Source organism: Gemmatimonadaceae bacterium, from assembly GCA_020852815.1.
In the GTDB taxonomy this organism is placed as follows: Bacteria; Gemmatimonadota; Gemmatimonadetes; order Gemmatimonadales; family Gemmatimonadaceae; genus SCN-70-22.
On record JADZAN010000010.1, the window covers coordinates 247,361 to 267,345 of the forward strand.

A 19,985-nucleotide genomic window follows, 5' to 3' on the forward strand; every position below is an offset into this window, starting at 1 on the left:
CTTTCTTGACACGCTTCACCCCGATTCCTATGTTCGCCCCACCAGTCGGAACCCAAACCGCTTTCAGGAGTTAGCTCCCGCACTTCTACTTTGTCAGTTGGAGAAGGACACATGACGCTACGATGGGCGGCACGAGGTCTGGTGCTTGCTCTCTGCGCGTTGGCAACACGGTCCGCAGCGGCCCAGGCGACACAACAATCGACGCGAGACCCCGTTTCAGGGTCGGTGCTTGGGCAGAACTATCCCAACCCGTTCAACCTCGAAACGACCATACCGTTTTCGATTGGTGGGGCGCCAACTTGCGCCGATGCAGGACGCCAGTACCGCGTTTCGCTGAAGATCTACAACGTCCTCGCCCAATTCGTCGGCACACCCGCTCTTCAGGGGGGCTCGTCGAGTGTGGCAGGCGGTCAGCCCCTCAGCAACGTGTTGCTCACGTGTGGACAGTACACAGCGTACTGGGATGGCAAGTACCTCGCGAACGGTCGCGAAGTCGCTTCCGGGGTGTATGTCTATCGCCTCGAGATCGACGGCAAGCCGATCTTCCGAAAGATGATCGTCATGAAGTAAGCGACCGGCCCGCAACCACGGCGCCGCGGCATCCTTGAGACGCCGCGGCGCTTCGCTTTCTAGCACCCACCGATCCTCTACCCGCGGCGCTTTCGCCCTCGAGGTCGCGAGTCACCGATCGCCACATCCGCCAACTCGGCATGGTCGCGGATCGCCACCGCCGTGCATGCCGGCAGTGCGGCGAGTGATGCGAGGAAATCGGCCAATTCGGCCAATCCGGGGCGGCATCCCCGTTGCCGAGACGGCGGTGAGCGGTTGGATTTCCTCCTGAACGTCCCCACGCCGACCCCACGAGTCGATGATCAATCCGGATCGCCTGACGGTTAAGTCCACCGAAGCGCTCAACGAGGCCCTCGCCCTCGCGCGGCGAAACGGCAACCCGCTCGTCTACGACCTCCATCTCCTGCACGCCTTGCTCGGGCAGGACGAGGGGATCGTCGTTCCCATCCTGCAGAAGATGGGCGTGCAGGTCCCGTCGCTGCGCGAGGGCGTGGACCGCGAGATGGCGCGCTATCCCCGGCAGAGCGGGGCGCAACCCTCGCTGTCGCGCGAGATGACGCAGATCGTCGATCGCGCTGAAGAAGAGGCGCGCGGGCTCGGCGACGACTTCGTCTCAACGGAACACCTGCTGCTCGCCCTGGCCGACGTGAAGGGGACGGAGAGCCGGGGCCTCCTTGCGGCTGCCGGCGCCGACCGCGCCGAACTCCTGTCGGCGCTGCAGGCGGTGCGTGGCTCGCATCGCGTCACCGACCAGACGCCGGAGGACAAGTACCAGGCGCTGCAGCGCTTCACGCGCGACCTCACCGAGCAGGCGCGCAAGGGCAAGCTCGATCCCGTCATCGGGCGAGACGAGGAGATCCGGCGCGTGATGCAGGTGCTGTCGCGTCGCACCAAGAACAACCCGGTCCTCATCGGCGAACCCGGCGTGGGCAAGACGGCGATCGCCGAGGGGCTCGCCTCGCGCATCATCAACGGCGACGTGCCGGAAGGGCTCAAGAACAAGCGCCTCATCTCGCTGGACCTGGGGGCGCTGATTGCCGGCGCCAAGTACCGCGGCGAGTTCGAGGAGCGCCTCAAGGCGGTCCTCAAGGAGATCGCCGACGCCGAGGGGCTCTTCATCGTCTTCATCGACGAGATGCACACGCTGGTTGGGGCGGGAAAGGCCGAGGGCTCCATGGACGCCGGCAACATGCTCAAGCCGATGCTGGCGCGCGGCGAGCTGCGCGTGGTGGGCGCCACCACGCTCGACGAGTACCGCAAGCACGTGGAGAAGGACCCCGCGCTGGAGCGGCGCTTCCAGCCGGTCTTTGTCGGCGAACCGAGCGTGGAGAGCACGATCGCGATCCTGCGCGGGCTCAAGGAACGCTACGAGGCGCACCATGGCGTGCGCATCACCGACGGCGCCATCGTGGCTGCGGCCACCTTGTCCAACCGCTACATCGGCGACCGCTTCCTCCCCGACAAGGCCATCGACCTGGTCGACGAGTCGGCGTCGCGCCTGCGCATCGAGATCGACTCGATGCCGCAGGAGATCGACGAGGTGGAGCGCCGCATCGTGCAGCTGGAGATCGAGCGTCAGGCGCTGCAGAAGGAGGTCGACCCCGCCGCCGTCGAGCGCCGCCAGGTGCTCGAGCGCGAGCTCGCCGAGGCGCGCGAGACCTCGGCGGGGATGAAGGCGCAGTGGCAGCGCGAGAAGGAATCGTTAGGTGCGGTGGGGAAGATCAAGGAGGAAATCGACGCCGCCAAGACGGCCGCCGAGCAGGCCACGCGCAGCGGCGACCTGGGGCGGGCCGCCGAGATCCAGTACGGCACCATTCCGCAGTTGGAGCGCCAGCTCAAGGACGTGGAGGCGCAACTGGCCTCGACCTCCACCGAGGGGCGCCGCTTCCTGAAGGAGGAAGTCACCGCCGACGACATTGCGGAGGTCGTGTCGCGATGGACCGGGATCCCGGTCACCCGGATGATGGAGACCGAGCGCGAGCGACTCACGAAGCTGGAGGACGAACTGGCGCGGCGCGTCGTGGGGCAGCGGGAGGCGGTGGTCGCGGTGAGCAACGCCGTGCGCCGTTCGCGCGCCGGCCTGCAGGATCCCAATCGCCCCATCGGCTCCTTCATCTTCCTCGGCCCCACGGGCGTCGGGAAGACGGAGACCGCGCGCGCGCTCGCCGAGTTCCTGTTCGACGACGAGACGGCGATGGTCCGCATCGACATGTCGGAGTACATGGAGAAGCACGCGGTCGCGCGCCTCATCGGGGCGCCGCCGGGCTACGTGGGCTACGAGGAAGGAGGGCAGCTGACGGAGGCCGTGCGCCGCCGCCCGTACCAGGTGGTCCTGTTCGACGAGATCGAGAAGGCGCACCCCGACGTCTTCAACATCCTGCTGCAGATCCTCGACGACGGGCGCCTCACCGATTCGCAGGGGCGCACGGTCGACTTCCGCAACGTCGTGATCATCATGACCTCGAACGTGGGTTCGTCGTTCATCCTCGAGCACGCGGGGAGCGACTGGACGCTGGTCGAGACGAGCGTGCTGGGGGCGCTGCGGCAGCAGTTCAAGCCGGAGTTCCTCAACCGCGTCGACGACATCATCGTCTTCCGCCCGCTGGGTCGCGAGCAGATCGGGCACATCGTGGAGTTGCAACTGGCGAGACTCCGCAAGCTCCTCGCCGAGCGCAAGATCACGCTGGAGCTCACCGACGAGGCCAAGGCGCTCGTTGCCGACGAGGGGTACGATCCCGCGTTCGGCGCGCGCCCGCTCAAGCGCGCCATCCAGCGGCTGCTCCAGAATCCGTTGGCGCTGGCCATCCTCGACGGGCGTTTCAGCGACGGCGACACGATTCGCACGGTCGTGGCAGCTGACGGGACGTTGCACTTCGACAAGGTGGCATAGCGCGCCGTGGCACGTGCCGACGATCATCGGTGGATGCGGGACGCCCTCGCGCTGGCCCGCGACGGCGCCGGCGCGGGCGAGGTCCCCGTCGGCGCCATCGTCGTGCATGAGGGGGTCGCCATCGGCGCATCGGGAAACCGGACGGTCCGCGACCAGGATCCCACGGCGCACGCCGAGATGGTCGCCCTGCGACAGGCGTCGCGGATGCTGGGGGCGTGGCGGCTGGCGGGGTGCACGCTGTACGTGACACTCGAGCCGTGCGCGATGTGCGCGGGGGCGCTGGTGCTGGCGCGCGTGGATCGCGTCGTCTTCGGCGCGTGGGATGAGAAGGCGGGGATGGCCGGCTCGGTCGAGGACCTGTTGCGCCACCACCGGCTCAATCACCGGCCCGAGGTGCAGGGCGGGGTAGAGGCCGACGCCTGCGGCGCCATCCTGCGCGATTTCTTCGCCGCGCGCCGCGACGCGGTGGGGTGACGGTGACGGAGTACCCGTGACGGCGCGACCGTGACGGAGTGACAGCGGCGACGTGACACGGCCGCTGGCGTGGGCATGACGTTTCCGGCCGTGCAGCGTCCTTGGGGTGAAGCGACCCGTCCCGTAGATGCCGCCGACCCCCCCGCACGTCCCCTTGCAGCTGATTCCCCGCCCCGCCGAGTGGCGGGGCTTCTTCTCGTCCGGTCCGGATGTCGCGGTCATTGACGCCGGGTCGGAGGGGGAGCTGCTCGTGGCGCGCGTCCGCATGGCGCTCATGAGCGCCATCGCGGCCGTCCCGCTGGTGAGCATGTACGGGGTGAAGCATGTCGGCGTGCGCGAGAACCTGAGCGCGTTGGCGACGGTGCTGGCGGGGCTCGTCGTCTCGGCCATCATCTACCGCGTCGCCAGGCGCAACGATCGCAGCCGGCGGCTCGCCATCCTGACCAGCGCCTTCGACGTCACCCTCGTATCGGTCACGCAGCTCGCCTACCTCGCCCAGGGCTTTCCGTCGGCGGCCGCCAACTCGCGCACCACGTTCATCGCGTACTTCATGGCGATCGGGGCCACGTGCCTGCGCTGGGACGTACGCGTCACGATCTTCGCCGGCCTGCTGGCCATCGCGGAGTACGTGGTGGTCGCTGGGCTGGCCTGGTTGCGCTGGCCAATCGAGGCGACCAGCGACGTCCTGCTGCACGGCGAGTTCGTATGGGGGCACCAGCTGGGGCGCGTCGTCTTCCTGGTGGCGTTCACCGTGCTGAGCGCCGCCATCGTGCGGCAGTCGTTGCAGCTGCGGATCTCGTCGACGCACGATGCGCTCACCAAGGTCATGAACCGCGCCTTCTTCGAGGAACGGCTGCAGGATGAGCTGGTGCGCGAGCGGCGCACGCGGCGGCCGCTCTGCGTGGCCCTGCTCGACATCGACCACTTCAAGCGCGTCAACGACGAGCATGGGCACGACGCCGGCGATGCCGCGCTGCAAGTCGTGGCGTCGGTGATGCGACGCTCGCTGCGCCGCACCGACCTCGTGGCCCGCTACGGCGGCGAGGAGTTCGCGATCGCCTTTCCCGACACGCGCCTCCCCGAGGCGTTCGGCAAGATGGAGCAGCTCCGCCTGGAGATCGCGTCGCACACGATCCTGCTCCCGTCCGGGTCGGAGTTGCGGCTGACGGCGTCGGCCGGCATCGCGACGGCCTCGCTCGACGGCGAGGACGTGCGCACGCTGCTGCATGCCGCCGACCAGCGACTGCTGGACGCCAAGCGCGGCGGGCGCAATCGCGTGAGCGTCTCGTCCATCACGCGTCCCGAAAGCGGGCCGTGGCGCGTGATCGTTGCCGGCTGAGCGGGAGGCGGATCTCCCACGGGTGAGCGACCGTCGACGCGTGGCGTGACGACAGTGTCCCTCGTTGACTCCACCTCGTCACCCGAATATTCTTCGCGTCTCTTTTGGACAGGTGTCCGAGTGGCTGAAGGAGCCGGTCTCGAAAACCGGTGTACCGGTAACGGTACCGTGGGTTCGAATCCCACCCTGTCCGTCCAGACTCCGCGCGAATTCCGCGCGATCGACGCGCCGGAGCGACTTTCCGGCGCGTTGTCGCTTGGCAACGGATCTCGCCAGCGTTGGACGGGTGGCCGAGTGGTTTAAGGCGCACGCCTGGAAAGTGTGTGTACGTCAAAAGCGTACCGAGGGTTCGAATCCCTCCCCGTCCGTCCGGGCCAACGCCCACGCGAACGGCCTCCCTCGGGAGGCCGTTCGCGTTTTCCGTGCGTTCATGCGCGAACGCGCAGATTGTGGCATTCGCGGCGCGGGGGTGGGTGGGGGCGGGTGGCAACATGGGGCAGTTCGGTACCAGAGTCATCGAACCAAGTTCTCGATGACTTTGACCCCAATTCTCCAGCTGCCCAAGTCTCCCAAACCTCCCCCAACCCTTCCGCCTCCTACCCCCGCAATTGAACTCTGGCGATCCGACGAACAGTTTCGCCTTGTCCCGGCTCGCCGCGTGAATTCGTCCGGCCACCCCATCCGCTCCAGACCTCCAGCCAATCGCCGCGCATGTCCAACATCGCCGCGCTCCATCCGCAGGTGGTTCACTTCGTGATCGCCCTCCTGATCGTCGGCGTCCTCTTCCGGTTGGTCTCCCTCACCGGAAAGCTCGCGTGGACGAACCAGGCGGCGACCGCGCTCCTCATCCTCGGCACCATCGCTTCTGCCGTCGCCGTGAAGTCGGGGATCGACGCGCACGGACCGGTGGAGCGAGTTCCCGGTTCGCGACCGGTAGTGGTGAAGCACGAGGAGGCCGGGGAAACGACGCGCAACATCTTCTTCGGCGTCGTCCTCCTCGAACTCGGCGCGCTGGCGCTCAGCGGTGGGAGGCAGCGCGCCCTCCGCTTCGGCTCAGCGGCCGTCGGGCTGGTCGGACTCTTCTTCCTGTACGAAACGGGGGAAGAGGGGGGGGAACTGGTCTACTCGTACGCCGGCGGCGTGGGGCTGCGCACGGGCGACCCTGAAGACGTGGGACGCCTCCTGCTGGCGGGGCAGTACCACCAGGCCATGCTCGACCGGAAGAACGGGAAAGGCGAGGAAGCGGCGGCGCTTATTTCCGATATGGCGCGCCGCCTTCCGGGCGACACCACCGTCATGATCATGCAGATCGAATCCACGCTGCGCGATCGAAAGGACGCCGTGGGGGCGCTGGCGGCGCTGGACGGGCTCATGATCCCGGCCGACAACCGGCGGTTGGTGTTCAGCACCGGTATCCTCCGCGCCGACGCGCAGGCGGCGCTCGGCCAGAAGGATGCTGCGCGCGCCACTCTCACCGAGCTGCTCAAGGCAACGCCGGATAACCCGCGCCTCAAGGCCAAGCTCGACTCGCTGCAGTAGGGCGCCCGCAGGTTTCCGGTGGCCGCTGCGATGAGGAGGAAGTAGCTGCCTCTTGCGCGCTCCCGAGCGGCCCGGGCACGGTATGCCGGTGCGACGCCATGTCGCTCGGGCGCCACGTTCCGGGCCTCCGGGGTGGCTCGGCACAGGGTGAGTTGACGCACTGGCAGTTTGTGATGGATGGCACACCTCCTGCCTCGCTATATTGCTGAGGCCGGGAACGCGCGACGCCTCACCCGCGCATTCCCGGCCCGGCTGATCGCGGCGATGCCCGCCCTGACACACGTCCTCGTCCCCGGACCTTTTCCTGAACGGTTGCGGCCAATCTCGTGACGGAGAATCGGCACCTCACCCTGCTGTCGCGTATCGCCATCCTGGTGACGGTCGGTGACCTCGCCACGAAGGCGGCGGCCAAGGAACTCCTGTCGGCCGAAGCCACGTGGTTTGCGCCGTGGCTCCATTTCGCCGTGGTGCATAACGACAAGGGCGCGTTCGGGTGGTCGGCGGGGATTTATACCTGGCAGCTGAATCTCGCGCTCACCCTGGCGGCGATCGTCTTCATGGTCCCCGTCACGCGCGACCTGGCGCGCATCGATCCCACGGCGCCGCGCGCGCTGGGGCTCATCGTTGGTGGTGCGCTCGGCAACCTCGCCAGCCTCGTGACGTCGCCGTACGGGGTGGTCGACTTCATCCAACTCGACGCAGCGGAGTTCGGGATTGCGCTCAACGTGGCCGATGTGGCAGCGTACACCGGGTTGGCGATGATCGTGAGGACGGGGGCGCTGGTGGTGCTGGCGCTATTCAAGGAGTCGCGCGCCCGTGCGGTTGCCCCCATTCCCGACCTGTTCCACGAGAAGGCGGCGCTCAAGCAGTCGTTGGGCGCCCAGAGCCGGTTCGATCGCGAAGTGGCCCGCCAGCCGCATCGCGTCCCGGATCTGGTCATCGCCGACTGGAATCGCGTGGCTCCCGCCGTTCGCCTGGTGGCCGACACGGCGCCGGTCGACGAAGCGGTGGAGGTGATCGACATCCGCGACGCCGGGCGGCGGCACGGGGTCGTCGGCGATATCTCGACGCCCCCCGCTGATCGATCGGGACACGCGCTGCGCCAGATCGCGCGCGACTTGGAACGCGGCGACTCGAGCATCTGACCTGACGCGCGGTCGCTTTCCGCACGCCGTCGGCTAACTCGCCATCGGCTGACTCGCCATCGGCCGCCCCGCGCCGTTCACCGCCCCGCGCCGTCGACTGTAGCGTGCCGTCGGCACCTGAGGGGCGGCAACAGGTGCCGGGTGAAGGGTATCCCCGACCGGGGCGGCAGCGATGGCCGGGTGGTTTGGTGACGCGAACCATGCTCATGCGTTTGATGGTAGGCGGTTTCTTCCGCCCGACTCTCGCACGCGCCCCGCATGCGCCTTTCGATCGGCCAAAAACTCACCCTCGCGTTTGCCGCGGCGGTCGCCATCCTCCTGGCGACCGGGGTGGTGTCGTATCGGAACACGCGTGAACTGCTGCGCACCACCGACCGGGTGGCGCACGCGCAGGAATCGGTGGCGGCGGCGGACGGGGTGGCGGCCGCCATGTCGCAGGCCGATGCGGCGGCGCGCACGCACTTGCTCATTGGGGACGACCGATCGCGCCGTCAGGTGCAAGTCGCCGGCGATTCGGCGCGTGCCCTTGTCATGGCCTACGCCTCGCGTGCCGGCGCCGATCCGATCGCGCGGCGCGAGGCGGAAGCGCTCGACACGCTGGTGCGCCATCGGCTGCAACGCCTCGAGTGGTCCATGTCGCTGCACGATGACGGGGCGCCGGCGCAGGCGGCCGCACTGCTCGCGACGCGCGGTGACTCGTCAGACACCGACGCGCTCGACGCGCTCATTGGCGTCGTGCGCCGCCGGCACGTCGCAGAGCTGCAATCGCGCACCGTGGCCGCGCACGAGGGGGCCAACCGCGCCGATTTCATCCTCCGGTTCGGGCTCCTCCTGGTGGTCATCCTCGCGCCGCTGGCCTTCCTCATCGTGCGCAACGACTTCGCGATGCGTCAGGCGGCCGAGGCGGCGATCCTCGAGAGCGAGGGACGCCTGCGCGCCGCGACCGACGGGAGCCTGGATGCCTTCTACGTCCTGCGCGCCTTGCGTGACGCGAACGGGAGCGTGATGGACTTCGAGTTCGTCGACCTCAACGCGCGCGCCGAGTCGCTGCTCGGACACCAGCGCGCCCAGGTGCTGGGGCAGCGCCTGTGCGAGTTGATCCCCGCCAACCGCACACTCGGCTTTGTCGAGAAGTACCGGCGGGTGATGGAGACAGGGGTGGTGCTGGAGGAGGAGTGCGAAGTCACGTCGCGCGACTTCCACGCCGCATGGATCCATCATCAGGTGGTGCCGATGGTCGATGGCGTGGCCATCACCTCGCGCGACATCACCGAGCGGCGCCGCCAGGAGGACGCACTGCGCGCCCTCTCGCTGATCGACGAACTCACGGGGCTCTACAACCGACGCGGCTTCCTCACCCTCGCGCAGCAGCAGCTCAAGCTGGCGCGGCGCGGACATCGCGAGTTGGTCCTCCTGTTCATCGACATGGATGACTTCAAGGAGATCAACGACACGTTCGGGCATCACGAGGGCGACACGGCGCTGCGGCGGGCCTCGGAGATTCTCAAGCACACGTTCCGCGATTCCGACATCATCGCGCGGCTGGGCGGCGACGAGTTCGTCGTGCTGGCGACCGACGCCGGGAAGTCGGGGAGCGAGATCATCATCCAGCGCCTGCGGCGCGAGCTTCTCGAGCGCAACGAGTGCGACGGCTTCCCTTACCGCCTCTCGTTCAGCGTGGGCGCCGCCCGCTTCGACCCCGACGCCCCCCCGTCGATCGAGGAGCTGATGGCGGCGGCGGACTCGATGCTGTACGAGCAGAAGAAGGACCGGCGCCGGCGCACGCCGTCGCGCCTGCCGTCGGCCCCGCCCGCTCCGGTGGGCGTTTAGCGCTCCGGCGCTCCGCCGCCGGCCGCGGCGGGGCACGCGCGCCGCTTCATTTTGACCAGGGGACGGCGCATATTGGCCGCTCATGGCATCCACGCGATCGATCGCGCTCGACGCCCGGGCCGTGGCGAGAACGCTGCGCCGCATGGCCGACGAAATCGTCGAGCTGTTTGATGGAACCGATGACCTGATCCTGGTTGGCATCCAGCGCCGCGGGGTGCAGCTGGCCGACCGACTGGTCGAGATGATCAGGGAGCGCGAGGGCGTACAGCTACCGCGCGGCGCGCTCGACATCACGCTCTACCGCGACGACCTCCAGACCGTGGGGCCGCGACCGGTGGTGGGGAAGACGCACCTCCCCTGGTTGATCGATCGCCAGCGCGTCGTGATCGTCGACGACGTGCTGTATACCGGGCGAACGATCCGCGCCGCACTCGACGAACTGGCAGACTTCGGGCGGCCGTCGCGAATTGCCCTCGCCGTCCTCGTCGACCGCGGCGGGCGCGAGCTCCCGATTCATGCCGACATCGTGGGGAAGAAGCTCGACGTGGTGCAGCCGGCGCGCGTGGATGTGCAGGTGTCGGAGCTCGACGGCGAGGACGCGGTCACGGTGGTGACGGGAGGCGAGGCGTGAACTCGCCGCACCTCGGAAAGGACCTGCTGGGACTGGAGGAACTCACGGCGGCGAAGATCCAGCTCCTGCTCGACACCGCGGAACCGTTCAAGGAGATTTCGCTCCGGGCGATCAAGAAGGTCCCGACGCTTCGCGGTGCGACGATCGTGAACCTCTTCTTCGAGCCGTCGACGCGCACGCGCATCTCGTTCGAGTTCGCCGAGAAGCGCCTCTCCGCCGACACCGTCAACGTCGCCTCGGCCGGTTCGAGCGTCTCGAAGGGGGAGACGCTGGTCGACACCGCCCGGAACCTCGAGGCGATGAAGATCGACATGGTCGTCGTGCGGCACGCGGCGTCGGGGGCGGCGCGCTTCCTGGCGCAGCGCATCGAATCCAACGTGATCAACGCCGGCGACGGGACGCACGAGCACCCCACGCAGGGACTGCTCGACATGCTCACGCTGCGCGATCACTTCAAGCGGCTGGAGGGGCTGCGCGTCTGCATCTGCGGCGACGTGCTGCACTCGCGTGTGGCGCGCTCGAACATCTGGGGGCTGCAGAAGATGGGGGCCGAGGTGGCGATCTGCGGCCCGCGATCGCTCCTGCCAAACCATGTGGAGTCGCTCGGCGTGCACGTGTTCCGGCGCATCGAGGAGGCGATCGAGTGGGCCGATGCGCTGAACATCCTCCGCTTGCAGCTGGAGCGCATGCAGGGGGGCTACATTCCGTCGCTGCGCGAGTACAACCGTGTCTTCGGCGTCACGCGCGAGAAGCTCGAGCGTGCGCCGCGCGACATCCTCATCATGCATCCCGGCCCCATGAACCGTGGCGTCGAGATCGACTCCGACGTGGCCGATGGTCCGCACTCGGTCATCCTCGACCAGGTGACCAACGGCGTCGCCGTCCGCATGGCGGTGCTGTACCTCCTGGCCGGCGGCAATCCCGCGCTGGCCGAAGCTGCGAAGGGTTAGAGGTCGCACCTCGCCCGCCTCCCCCCAGCCTTCGCTGGGGCAAGCTTTCTCCCGTCTCCCGTCCCACACGTGCCCAACTCCACGCCGCACCAGTACGTCCTCCTCCGCAACGGACGCGTCCTCGATCCGTCGTCCAACCTCGACGTGACCGGCGACGTCCTGGTCGCCAACGGCGTCATCGAGCACGCCGGCGCGCCGTTAGGCGACGTGCGGCGCGACGGCGACCTGGTCGAGATCGACTGCGCCGGACAGGTGGTCTCGCCCGGCTTCGTCGACGTGCACTGCCACCTGCGCGAACCCGGGCGCGAGGATGTGGAGACCATCGCGACCGGCGCCCGCGCCGCTGCAGCTGGCGGCTTCACCGCTGTCTGCGCCATGCCCAACACCGACCCGGTGACCGACAACCAGGCGGCGGTGGGCTTCATCATCCGCCAGGCCATGCGTGCCGCGGCGGCGCGCGTCTATCCCATCGGCGCCATCTCGGTGGGGCAGAAGGGTGAGGCGCTCGCCGAGTTCGGGGAGATGATCGGCGCCGGCGCCGTGGCGGTGAGCGATGACGGCAAGCCGGTGGCCAGTGCGCAGCTCATGCGCACGGCGCTCGAATATGCGCGCACCTTCGAGATCCCCGTCGCCGACCACTGCGAGGAACCGACGCTCGCCAAGGGCGGGGCCATGAACGAGGGCGTCGTCTCGGCCCGGCTCGGACTCAAGGGGATCCCGAGCGAGGCCGAGGAGATCATGGTGATTCGCGACATCCTCCTCGCGCGGCGCACCGGCGGCCACGTGCACCTGTGCCACATGTCGACCAGGACGTCGGTCGAACTGATCCGGTGGGGAAAGGACCGCAACATCCGCGTGACCGCGGAGGTGTGCCCGCATCACCTCTCGCTCACCGAAGAGTCCGTCGAAGGCTACAACACAAACGCCAAGATGAATCCGCCGCTCCGCACGGCGGAGGACGTCGAGTATCTCAAGCAGGCGGTGAAGGACGGGACGATCGATCTCGTGGCCACCGACCACGCGCCGCACCACTACGACGAAAAGGAGCGCGAGTTCTCCGATGCGCCCAACGGCATCATCGGGTTGGAGACGGCGCTGGCGGTGATGGTGACCAACCTCGTGGAGCCCGGCATCATCAGCTACGCGACGCTCGTCGATCGCATGTCGTGTTCACCGGCGCGGATCTTTCACCTGCCGGGCGGGACGCTGCGTCGCGGGAGTGTGGCCGACATCACAGTCTTCGACCCGGCGGCGCGCTGGTCGGTGGACCCCGCCACCTTCCTGTCCAAGGGACGCAACACGCCGTATGCTGGGATGTCGCTGACGGGGCGCGCCACCTGTACCATTGTGGGGGGACGGATCGTCTATCGCCTGACATCGTAGGGGACTGGATGGCACCACGCGGGACGTTCGCGCTCAGGCGTGAGATTGTGACAGCCTGTCAGCGGCTCTATGCGCGCGGGCTCATTTCGGGACCCGATGGCAATGTCTCGGTTCGCCTCGCGGGCGATCGCATTCTCGTGACGCCTTCCGGGCTTTCCAAGGTAGATGTGCACACCAGCGACCTGGTCGAGATGAGGCTCGATGGACGCGTGCTGGATGGACGGGCGAAGCCATCGTCCGAAGTGCAGATGCACCTGCGGATCTACCAGCGTCGTCCCGACGTGCACGCCGTCGTTCACGCGCATCCTCCAACGGCGACGGCGTTCTCGGTCGCCGGCGAGACTCTGGCGAGCGATGTCCTTCCCGAACTGATCCACCAGGTGGGGCACGTCCCGCTGATCCCCTTCGCGATGCCCGGCACGACTTCACTCGCCGACGCGTTCGAACCCTTCCTTGCCGCGCACGATGCCTTCCTCATGGCCAACCACGGCGCCACGACGGTCGGGTCCACGCTCTCCATGGCGCTCCAGCGCATGGAGAGCCTCGAGCACGGCGCGACGATCCTGCTCACCGCGAGGATGCTGGGCCGAGTGAACTCACTCGCGCCTTCGCAGGTACAAGCACTGCTGGATGCCCGCGCGCGCGCGGCGCGTGGTCCAGCGGCGAGGTAGCGGGGCCCGCACGTGCCCGTTGCCGCGCAAATGAAGACCCGACGACTGCATACGCTCCGACCCGAGGGAACCGCATGACGAGCTTCGATTCGAATCCGATGGACGCGCTCACCGCGCTGCTCGAGGAGCGCCGCCGCTACGAAGGGTGGCTGGCGCAACTCGATGCGCGACGCGCCAACTCGCCGTCGCACGTCGTCGAGCGTGTGCGGGGTGACTATCTCGGGCGTCTGGACGCGGTCACGCAGAAGCTGCGCGGGCGTGCCGAGGAGCTGGAGACGTCGGCAAGGGAGCTGCGCGATCGCATTGCCGTGTTGCAGGACGAGGAGAATGGCAAGCGCGACGAGCGCGCGGAACTCGAACTTCGCGCCATGGTCGGGGAGTTCTCGCCGGACCAGTCCTCCAGCGCCATTGCGTCGTGCGACGAGGTGATTGGACGCGTGGTCGGGGAGCGCTCCGGGCTCGAGGCGGAACTGGCGCGCGTGGCCGACGTCCTGAGCCAGGTGGTAGCGCCGCCGATTGCCGAGCCCATCGCGGCTCCGGCGGAGGAAGTGGCCGCTGCGGAGCCGGTCGCCGTGTCGCCACCGGACGAAATCACCGCCGAGCACGAACCGCTGCAGACACAGGAGATGGCGGCGGCTTCGGCGCTCGAGACGGCTTCGATCGCGCCGCAGGGCGAGACGTCGCCGATCGACGAGTTGGCATTTCTCCACTCGGTCGTGGATGGCCCCAGTCACGAGAGTGCGCCGCTGTCGGCGCCGGAGGCCTCGGGGCAGGGAGGACAGCAGACGGGTGCCGATTTGCTCCCGCCCCCCGTCCTCACCGCGCCTCGCCGCCCGGTGACGCCGCTGTCCACGAGCATTCCGACCTCGCGCGATCCGTTCGCCGGACCGTCAAAGGCGTCGTCGCTCACCCCGGGAAGCATCCCGTCGTTCCTCAAGGACATGCCCACCGAGCAGGTCAAGACGCTCAAGTGCCAGGAATGCGGGACGATGAACTACCCGACCGAGTGGTACTGCGAGCGGTGTGGCGGCGAACTGGCGGCGATGTAAGCCGCGAGGTACTCGGCGATTGAGCCGCCCGCGGTTGAACGAGAACGCGGGGCGATCCACTCGGATCGCCCCGCGCTTCGTGTGTGCCCTCGTCGCGACGGTCGTGTGACCGTCGCGCGGATACCGCTACTTGGCGGCGTTGGCCTTCTTGTCGAGGTGGCTCTTGTGACGGGCGGCGGCGTTCCGGTGGATGAGCCCCTTGCGGGCAGCGCGATCCAGCAGCGAGATGGCCGTCTTGGTCACGTCCGGCGAGGCGCCGTCGGCCTTCGCCTTTTTCAACGCCGTGCGAAGCGCCGAGCGCTGGGCGCGATTGCGCACGGTCGCGGCGCGGGACTTCCGCATGTTCTTTTCGGCGGAGGCGATATTCGGCACGAAGTAACTCCGGTGGGGCGGTGTTCTAGGGTTGGTTGCGAGCCATGAATCCTATTGGCTCGCGGGGGGCATGTCAAGCAACGACAGCATGTTGGCCGTCGGTGGCGAGGCGTGCTTGGTGAGCCTCGCGCTGCTTTGACTCTGCTTTCCCTCCCGACTAGCTTGCCCGTCCTTCCGCTCCACCCCCCCCAAACGCCGTCAGCCATTGGACAAGCTCCAGGAGTTCCTGCTCGTGGCGCCGGTGCTGCTGTTCTCGATGGTCGCCCACGAGTTCGCGCACGGCTATGCGGCGCTCAAACAGGGGGACCCGACTGCGTACCAGTTGGGGCGGCTGACGTGGAACCCGCTGAAGCACATCGACCCGTTCTTCACGATCCTTCTCCCGATGCTGACGTTCTTCACGGGGGGCTTCATCTTCGGCGGGGCGAAGCCGGTGCCGGTGATGCCGCGCAATTACCGCAACTACCGGCGCGGTGACATCATCGTGTCGATGGCGGGGATCGTGACCAACCTCGCCCTGGCGCTCCTCTGCGCCGTGGTGATCGTCGCGCTGGGACTCATGGGGCGCGTGCTTCCGGTTGCCACCGACACGCTGGCCATCCTGCAGCGCATGTTCATCACCGGGATCGTGTTCAACCTGATCCTGGCGATGTTCAACCTGCTCCCGATCCCCCCCCTCGACGGGTCGCACGTGATGAAGTATCTCCTCCCGCCAGCGTGGGCCATTCGCTACCAGCAGGTGGGGATGTACGGGATCTTCATCCTGATGATCCTGATGATGACGCGCGTTGGCGCGCCACTGCTCTCGGCGTGGATGACGCCCGTCAACATCGTCGGCGGCGCGCTCATGCGCGCCATTTCGCAGTTTGTCCTGCCGAGCCAGTTCACGCTGGGAATGTGATGTCGTCGATCGCCGTGGAGCACGAGCATCCTTTCGTCGTCGAGCTGTCGCAGTTCCAGGGGCCGCTGGACCTCCTGCTCGGGCTCATTCGCGACGAGAAGGTGGACATCTACGACATCCCCATCTCGCGTATCGCCGACCAGTTCCTGGGGAAGATCCACACCCTCGGGCTCGACCAGGCGGCCGACTACCTCGAGATGGCGGCGCGACTGCTGCGCATCAAGGCGCAGATGCTCCTCCCGCGCAACGAGAGCGACGACGCGTGGGAAGACCCGCGCGCCGAACTCGTGCGGCGCCTCCTGGAATACCAGCAGATGCGCGAAGTGGTCGATGTGCTCGAGCGACGTGCCGAGGATCGCCGTTCGCGCTTTGCGCGTGCCTACATCTCGCCAACCGGGGCCGAGCCGCCGCCCTCGCCACTGGCGCTCTCGCTGGCCGAGCTCCTCTCGGCGATCGATCGCGTGTTGCGCGTGGCGAGGGACCCGGCGGTGCACGACGTCATTCCGCGTGCGCTCGACGTGGACGGGGCCATCGACATCGTGCGCGGCCTGCTCGCGTTGCGCGAGCGCGCGCGGTGGCGCGACGTGGTGCGGCAGGGCGCCGAGCGGTGGGAAATTCTCTCCGCCCTCCTGGCGCTGCTGGAACTGGCGCGCCGCGGCGAGCTCAAACTCATGCAGGCGACTCCGTTCGCCAACGTGTTCATCACTCGTGAATCCCCTGGCCAAGCTGCTTGAGGCGGCGCTGTTCTCGAGCGCGCGCCCTGTCCCCAAGGAAGAACTGTCGGCGCTCGATTCCGAGGCGTCGCCGGCTGCCGTGCAGGCAGCGCTCGACGAACTGCGCGAGACGTATGACCACAACGGCCACGGTGTCGAACTCGTCGAGCTGGGCGAGGGGTGGCAGATCCTCACGCGCCCCGAGTACACCGAGGCGATCGAGCGTGCGCAGCTGGCGGTGCGCCCGCATCGGCTGTCGGCGGCGTCGCTGGAAACGCTGGCCATCATTGCGTACCGGCAGCCCATCGGTAGGGCCGAGATCGAGGAGATTCGCGGCGTGAACGTGGGAGGCGTCCTCAAGTCGCTGCACGAGCGCGGCCTCATCGACGTGACCGGGCGCGGCGACGGGATCGGGCGTCCGCTGCTGTACGGGACCACGCCGCTCTTCCTCGAGCACTTCGCGTTGCGTCACCTCGAGGAACTCCCACGCGCCGACGAGCTGGCCGTGGCCCTCCGCGCCGAACCGAAGCCGATCTGATGAGCGAGCCGATGCGGATCCATCGCGCCCTCGCGCGCGCGGGGGTCGCATCGCGCCGCCACGCCGAGGCGATGATTGCCGAGGGGCGCGTGCTGGTGAACGGTGTCCCGGCGCGCGTGGGGCAGAGCATCGATCCCTCTACCGATCGCGTGCAGGTGGACGGACGCGCGGTGGAGATGGCGCCGAGCGCGCATCGCTGGTTCGTGCTCAACAAGCCCGCGGGGGTGATGACCACGCGCCACGATCCCGAGGGGCGCCGCACCGTCTTCGAACTCGTTCCCGACGTCGCGGGGCTGACCTACGTCGGGCGGCTCGACTTCCTCACCGAAGGGGTCCTGCTCCTCACCAACGACGGCGAGGGGGCCAACCGGCTCACCCATCCCAGCTCGGAGGTGGAGCGCGTGTACCTGGCCACGGTGCGCGGCAACGCCAAGCAGGCGGCCGAGGAGGCGCGTCGCGGGGTGGAGCTGGAGGATGGCCTGGTGAAACCGGCGTGGGTCAATGTGCGGGCGCTGGAGAACCGTCGCTGGTCGTTCGAGGTGGCGATTCGCGAGGGGCGCACGCGCGAGGTGCGTCGCCTGTGCGCGGCGTTAGGGTTGGAGGTCGAGCGCCTGGAGCGCGTCCAGTTTGGTCCCGTGCGCATCGGCGAGCTGCAACCGGGGGCGTGGCGCGAGCTGAGCCCGCGCGAGGCGGCGATGCTCGAGGTCCTGACTGGGACCGATGTTCCCGCCGGGAAGCCGCCGCGCAGGCGCGACGATCGCCAGCGACCGGCGGCTCGGCGCACCGACGACTCGCGCCCTGCCGCTCGGCGCGATCGCGCTGGAGAGGGGGGGCAGCGTTCCCGCGTGTCGTCGTCCGGGCGTCAACCGCGTCGCGATCGGCGGCGGGACTGAGAGCGCGAGCCGGACGCGAACGAGCGTGCGAACGTACGCGCGTGTCAGCGGGGTGATTGGGGTGTCGGAACCGCGACCGTGGGTGGTGTAAGAGCGACAAGCGGGCGCTGTCCCGCAGGACGAGTCCCCAGCGGCGAGAGGAGAGCGCGCACGTGGCAACACAGGCAGCAAACGACATGGCGCTGGTGCAGGCCGTCGAACGCGAGGTGGGAAAGCGCGTCGTGGGCCAGGAGTACATGGTGGAGCGGCTGCTCATCTCGCTCCTCACTGGTGGCCATGTGCTCCTGGAAGGGGTGCCCGGGCTCGCGAAGACGCTGACGGTGCGGACGCTCGCGGAGACGATCCACACCACCTTCCAGCGCATCCAGTTCACCCCGGACCTCCTCCCGGCCGACGTGTTGGGGACGCAGGTGTTCGATCAGTCGACGGGGAGCTTTACGATCAAGCGCGGGCCGATCTTTGCCAACATCGTGCTGGCCGACGAGATCAACCGCGCGCCGGCCAAGGTGCAGGCGGCGCTGCTGGAGGCGATGCAGGAGAAGCAGGTGACGTTAGGCGGCCAGACCTTCCGACTGGAGGAGCCGTTCCTCGTGCTGGCCACGCAGAACCCGATCGAGCAGGAGGGGACGTACCCGCTCCCCGAGGCGCAGGTCGATCGCTTCATGCTCAAGCTGCGCGTGGGGTATCCGTCGCGTGAGGAGGAGAAGGAGATCATGCGGCGCATGGCGAGCGGCGACCCCATCGCCATTCAGGCCATCGCCACGCCGCAGGCGATCCTCGAGGCGCGGCATCGCATCACGGAGCTGTACATGGACGAGCGCATCGTCGACTACGTGGTCGACATCGTCCACGCCACGCGCTATCCCGCCGAGGCTCGGCTCAAGGACCTGGCGCCGCTCATCGAGTTCGGGGCGTCACCGCGCGCGACCATTGCGCTGGCGCAGGCGTCGCGGGCGCACGCCTTCCTGCGGGGGCGCACCTACGTGACGCCGGACGATGTGAAGGCGATTGCCCCCGACGTGCTGCGGCATCGCGTCCTCACCACGTACGAGGCCGAGGCGGAGAGCGTGACCAGCGACGACATCGTGAAGCGGATCCTCGACACCGTCGAGTCGCCCTGACGCGCGTGCCACACGTCGCATGACAACCCTTGCACCCGGCGGTACCACACGCCCGGTCCTCATCTCCTCGGAGGTGCTGCGACAGGTGAAGCTCGTCGAGCTTCGCACGCGGCGGCTGGTGAACTCGCTTTTTTCGGGCGAGTATCGCTCGATCTTCAAGGGGCAGGGGATGGAGTTCGCGGAAGTGCGCGAGTACCAGCCCGGCGACGAGGTGCGCTCGATCGACTGGAACGTCACCGCGCGCATGCGGCGCCCGTTCGTGAAGCGCTACATCGAGGAGCGCGAGCTGACGTTGATGCTGGCGGTCGACATATCCGGGTCGGAGCGGTATGGCACGGTGCGTCGCTTCAAGTCGGAACTGGCAACCGAACTGGCGGCGGTGCTGACGATGTCGGCGGTGCGCAACAACGATCGCGTGGGGGCGCTCTTGTACACCGATCGCGTGGAGCACTTCGTCCCGCCGGGCAAGGGGCGGCGTCACGCGCTGCGCATCCTGCGCGACGTGCTGGTGCACGAACCCGCCGGGCATGGGACCAACACGGCGCTGGCGCTCGACTTCCTGCGCGGGCTCCTCAAGCAGCATGCGATCGTCTTCCTCATCTCGGACCTGCAGGACGGCGGGCTGGAGCGGCCGCTCAAGCTCCTTGGGCAGCGGCACGACGTGGTAGTGGCGACGCTCGACGACCCTAGCGAGACGACACTCCCCGACGTGGGGATGGCGCGCCTCGTCGATCCCGAGACGGGGGAGACGCTGGACGTGGACACGAGTGCGCGCGCGGTCCGCGCCGCCTTCGACAAACTGGCTGAAGCGGAGCGGGACGGTCGGCGCGCGATGCTGCGCCGGCTGGCGATCGACGAGATTCCGATCTCGACCAGCGGCGGCTACATCGAGCCGTTGCTGCGCTTCTTCCGGGCGCGCGAGCGCCGGGCGGCGCGCGGATGATGGCCCGCGCGATCGTGAGGCGATGCACGCCCC

General features: G+C 68.3%; 19 protein-coding genes and 2 tRNA genes. 20 read left to right on the forward strand and 1 reads right to left on the reverse strand.

Features of this window, described 5'->3' with window-relative positions; translation table 11 throughout:
* Positions 1-225 precede the first annotated feature (225 nt).
* The 14 genes from IT359_06430 (at position 226) to IT359_06495 (ending at position 14,471) form a co-directional block, all read left to right on the forward strand.
* Positions 226-570 carry a hypothetical protein gene (locus IT359_06430; protein ID MCC6928615.1) on the forward strand — a complete coding sequence of 115 codons (345 nt, stop codon included), beginning with the start codon at positions 226-228 and terminating at the stop codon, positions 568-570.
* Positions 571-868: 298 nt separating this feature from the next.
* Positions 869-3,460 (forward strand): ATP-dependent chaperone ClpB, encoded by a 2,592-nt coding sequence (gene clpB / locus IT359_06435; protein MCC6928616.1) that lies wholly within the window; start codon positions 869-871, stop codon positions 3,458-3,460.
* A 33-nt stretch (positions 3,461-3,493) separates the two neighbouring features.
* The gene (locus IT359_06440; GenBank protein ID MCC6928617.1) at positions 3,494-3,934 is read left to right on the forward strand and encodes a nucleoside deaminase; all 441 of its coding nucleotides are present in this window, start codon (positions 3,494-3,496) and stop codon (positions 3,932-3,934) included.
* A 127-nt stretch (positions 3,935-4,061) separates the two neighbouring features.
* Complete coding sequence (locus IT359_06445; protein ID MCC6928618.1) at positions 4,062-5,273, forward strand: GGDEF domain-containing protein; 1,212 nt, start codon at positions 4,062-4,064, stop codon at positions 5,271-5,273.
* A gap of 106 nt (positions 5,274-5,379) precedes the next feature.
* Positions 5,380-5,466: transfer RNA gene (locus IT359_06450), tRNA-Ser, on the forward strand.
* 87 nt (positions 5,467-5,553) lie between these two features.
* Positions 5,554-5,641 (forward strand) — tRNA-Ser (locus IT359_06455).
* 343 nt (positions 5,642-5,984) lie between these two features.
* Complete coding sequence (locus IT359_06460; GenBank protein MCC6928619.1) at positions 5,985-6,812, forward strand: hypothetical protein; 828 nt, start codon at positions 5,985-5,987, stop codon at positions 6,810-6,812.
* Between the two features lie 326 nt (positions 6,813-7,138).
* Positions 7,139-7,957, forward strand: a complete 819-nt coding sequence (locus IT359_06465) for a signal peptidase II (protein ID MCC6928620.1) — start codon at positions 7,139-7,141, stop codon at positions 7,955-7,957.
* Between the two features lie 258 nt (positions 7,958-8,215).
* Positions 8,216-9,787, forward strand: a complete 1,572-nt coding sequence (locus tag IT359_06470; protein ID MCC6928621.1) for a diguanylate cyclase — start codon at positions 8,216-8,218, stop codon at positions 9,785-9,787.
* An 82-nt stretch (positions 9,788-9,869) separates the two neighbouring features.
* Complete coding sequence (pyrR, locus tag IT359_06475; protein ID MCC6928622.1) at positions 9,870-10,418, forward strand: bifunctional pyr operon transcriptional regulator/uracil phosphoribosyltransferase PyrR; 549 nt, start codon at positions 9,870-9,872, stop codon at positions 10,416-10,418.
* Positions 10,415-11,368, forward strand: a complete 954-nt coding sequence (locus IT359_06480; GenBank protein MCC6928623.1) for an aspartate carbamoyltransferase catalytic subunit — start codon at positions 10,415-10,417, stop codon at positions 11,366-11,368. Before pyrR ends, IT359_06480 begins: the two co-directional genes overlap by 4 nt.
* A 69-nt stretch (positions 11,369-11,437) precedes the next feature.
* A complete protein-coding gene (locus IT359_06485; GenBank protein MCC6928624.1) occupies positions 11,438-12,751 on the forward strand; it encodes a dihydroorotase in 1,314 nt (437 codons plus the stop codon).
* 47 nt (positions 12,752-12,798) lie between these two features.
* Positions 12,799-13,422: a class II aldolase/adducin family protein gene (locus IT359_06490; GenBank protein ID MCC6928625.1), complete on the forward strand. Its 624-nt coding sequence runs from the start codon at positions 12,799-12,801 to the stop codon at positions 13,420-13,422.
* Between the two features lie 74 nt (positions 13,423-13,496).
* Positions 13,497-14,471, forward strand: a complete 975-nt coding sequence (locus IT359_06495; GenBank protein ID MCC6928626.1) for a hypothetical protein — start codon at positions 13,497-13,499, stop codon at positions 14,469-14,471.
* Positions 14,472-14,597: 126 nt separating this feature from the next.
* On the opposite strand, the gene rpsT is transcribed toward IT359_06495, so the two are convergent.
* A complete protein-coding gene (gene rpsT, locus IT359_06500; GenBank protein ID MCC6928627.1) occupies positions 14,598-14,843 on the reverse strand; it encodes a 30S ribosomal protein S20 in 246 nt (81 codons plus the stop codon).
* A 205-nt stretch (positions 14,844-15,048) separates the two neighbouring features.
* Between rpsT and IT359_06505 the strand changes: the two genes are divergently transcribed.
* The 6 genes from IT359_06505 to IT359_06530 all read left to right on the forward strand — a co-directional run bounded on the left by IT359_06505 (position 15,049) and on the right by IT359_06530 (position 19,952).
* Positions 15,049-15,744 carry a site-2 protease family protein gene (locus IT359_06505; protein MCC6928628.1) on the forward strand — a complete coding sequence of 232 codons (696 nt, stop codon included), beginning with the start codon at positions 15,049-15,051 and terminating at the stop codon, positions 15,742-15,744.
* On the forward strand, positions 15,744-16,478 hold the full coding sequence (locus IT359_06510) for a segregation/condensation protein A (GenBank protein ID MCC6928629.1): 735 nt from the start codon (positions 15,744-15,746) through the stop codon (positions 16,476-16,478). The genes IT359_06505 and IT359_06510 overlap by 1 nt, the downstream gene beginning before the upstream one ends.
* Positions 16,453-16,995 (forward strand): SMC-Scp complex subunit ScpB, encoded by a 543-nt coding sequence (scpB, locus tag IT359_06515; GenBank protein MCC6928630.1) that lies wholly within the window; start codon positions 16,453-16,455, stop codon positions 16,993-16,995. The genes IT359_06510 and scpB overlap by 26 nt, the downstream gene beginning before the upstream one ends.
* The gene (locus tag IT359_06520) at positions 16,995-17,888 is read left to right on the forward strand and encodes an rRNA pseudouridine synthase (protein ID MCC6928631.1); all 894 of its coding nucleotides are present in this window, start codon (positions 16,995-16,997) and stop codon (positions 17,886-17,888) included. Before scpB ends, IT359_06520 begins: the two co-directional genes overlap by 1 nt.
* A gap of 176 nt (positions 17,889-18,064) precedes the next feature.
* Complete coding sequence (locus tag IT359_06525; protein MCC6928632.1) at positions 18,065-19,009, forward strand: AAA family ATPase; 945 nt, start codon at positions 18,065-18,067, stop codon at positions 19,007-19,009.
* A 19-nt stretch (positions 19,010-19,028) separates the two neighbouring features.
* Positions 19,029-19,952, forward strand: coding sequence for a DUF58 domain-containing protein (locus IT359_06530; protein ID MCC6928633.1), 924 nt, complete (start codon positions 19,029-19,031; stop codon positions 19,950-19,952).
* Positions 19,953-19,985 lie beyond the last annotated feature (33 nt).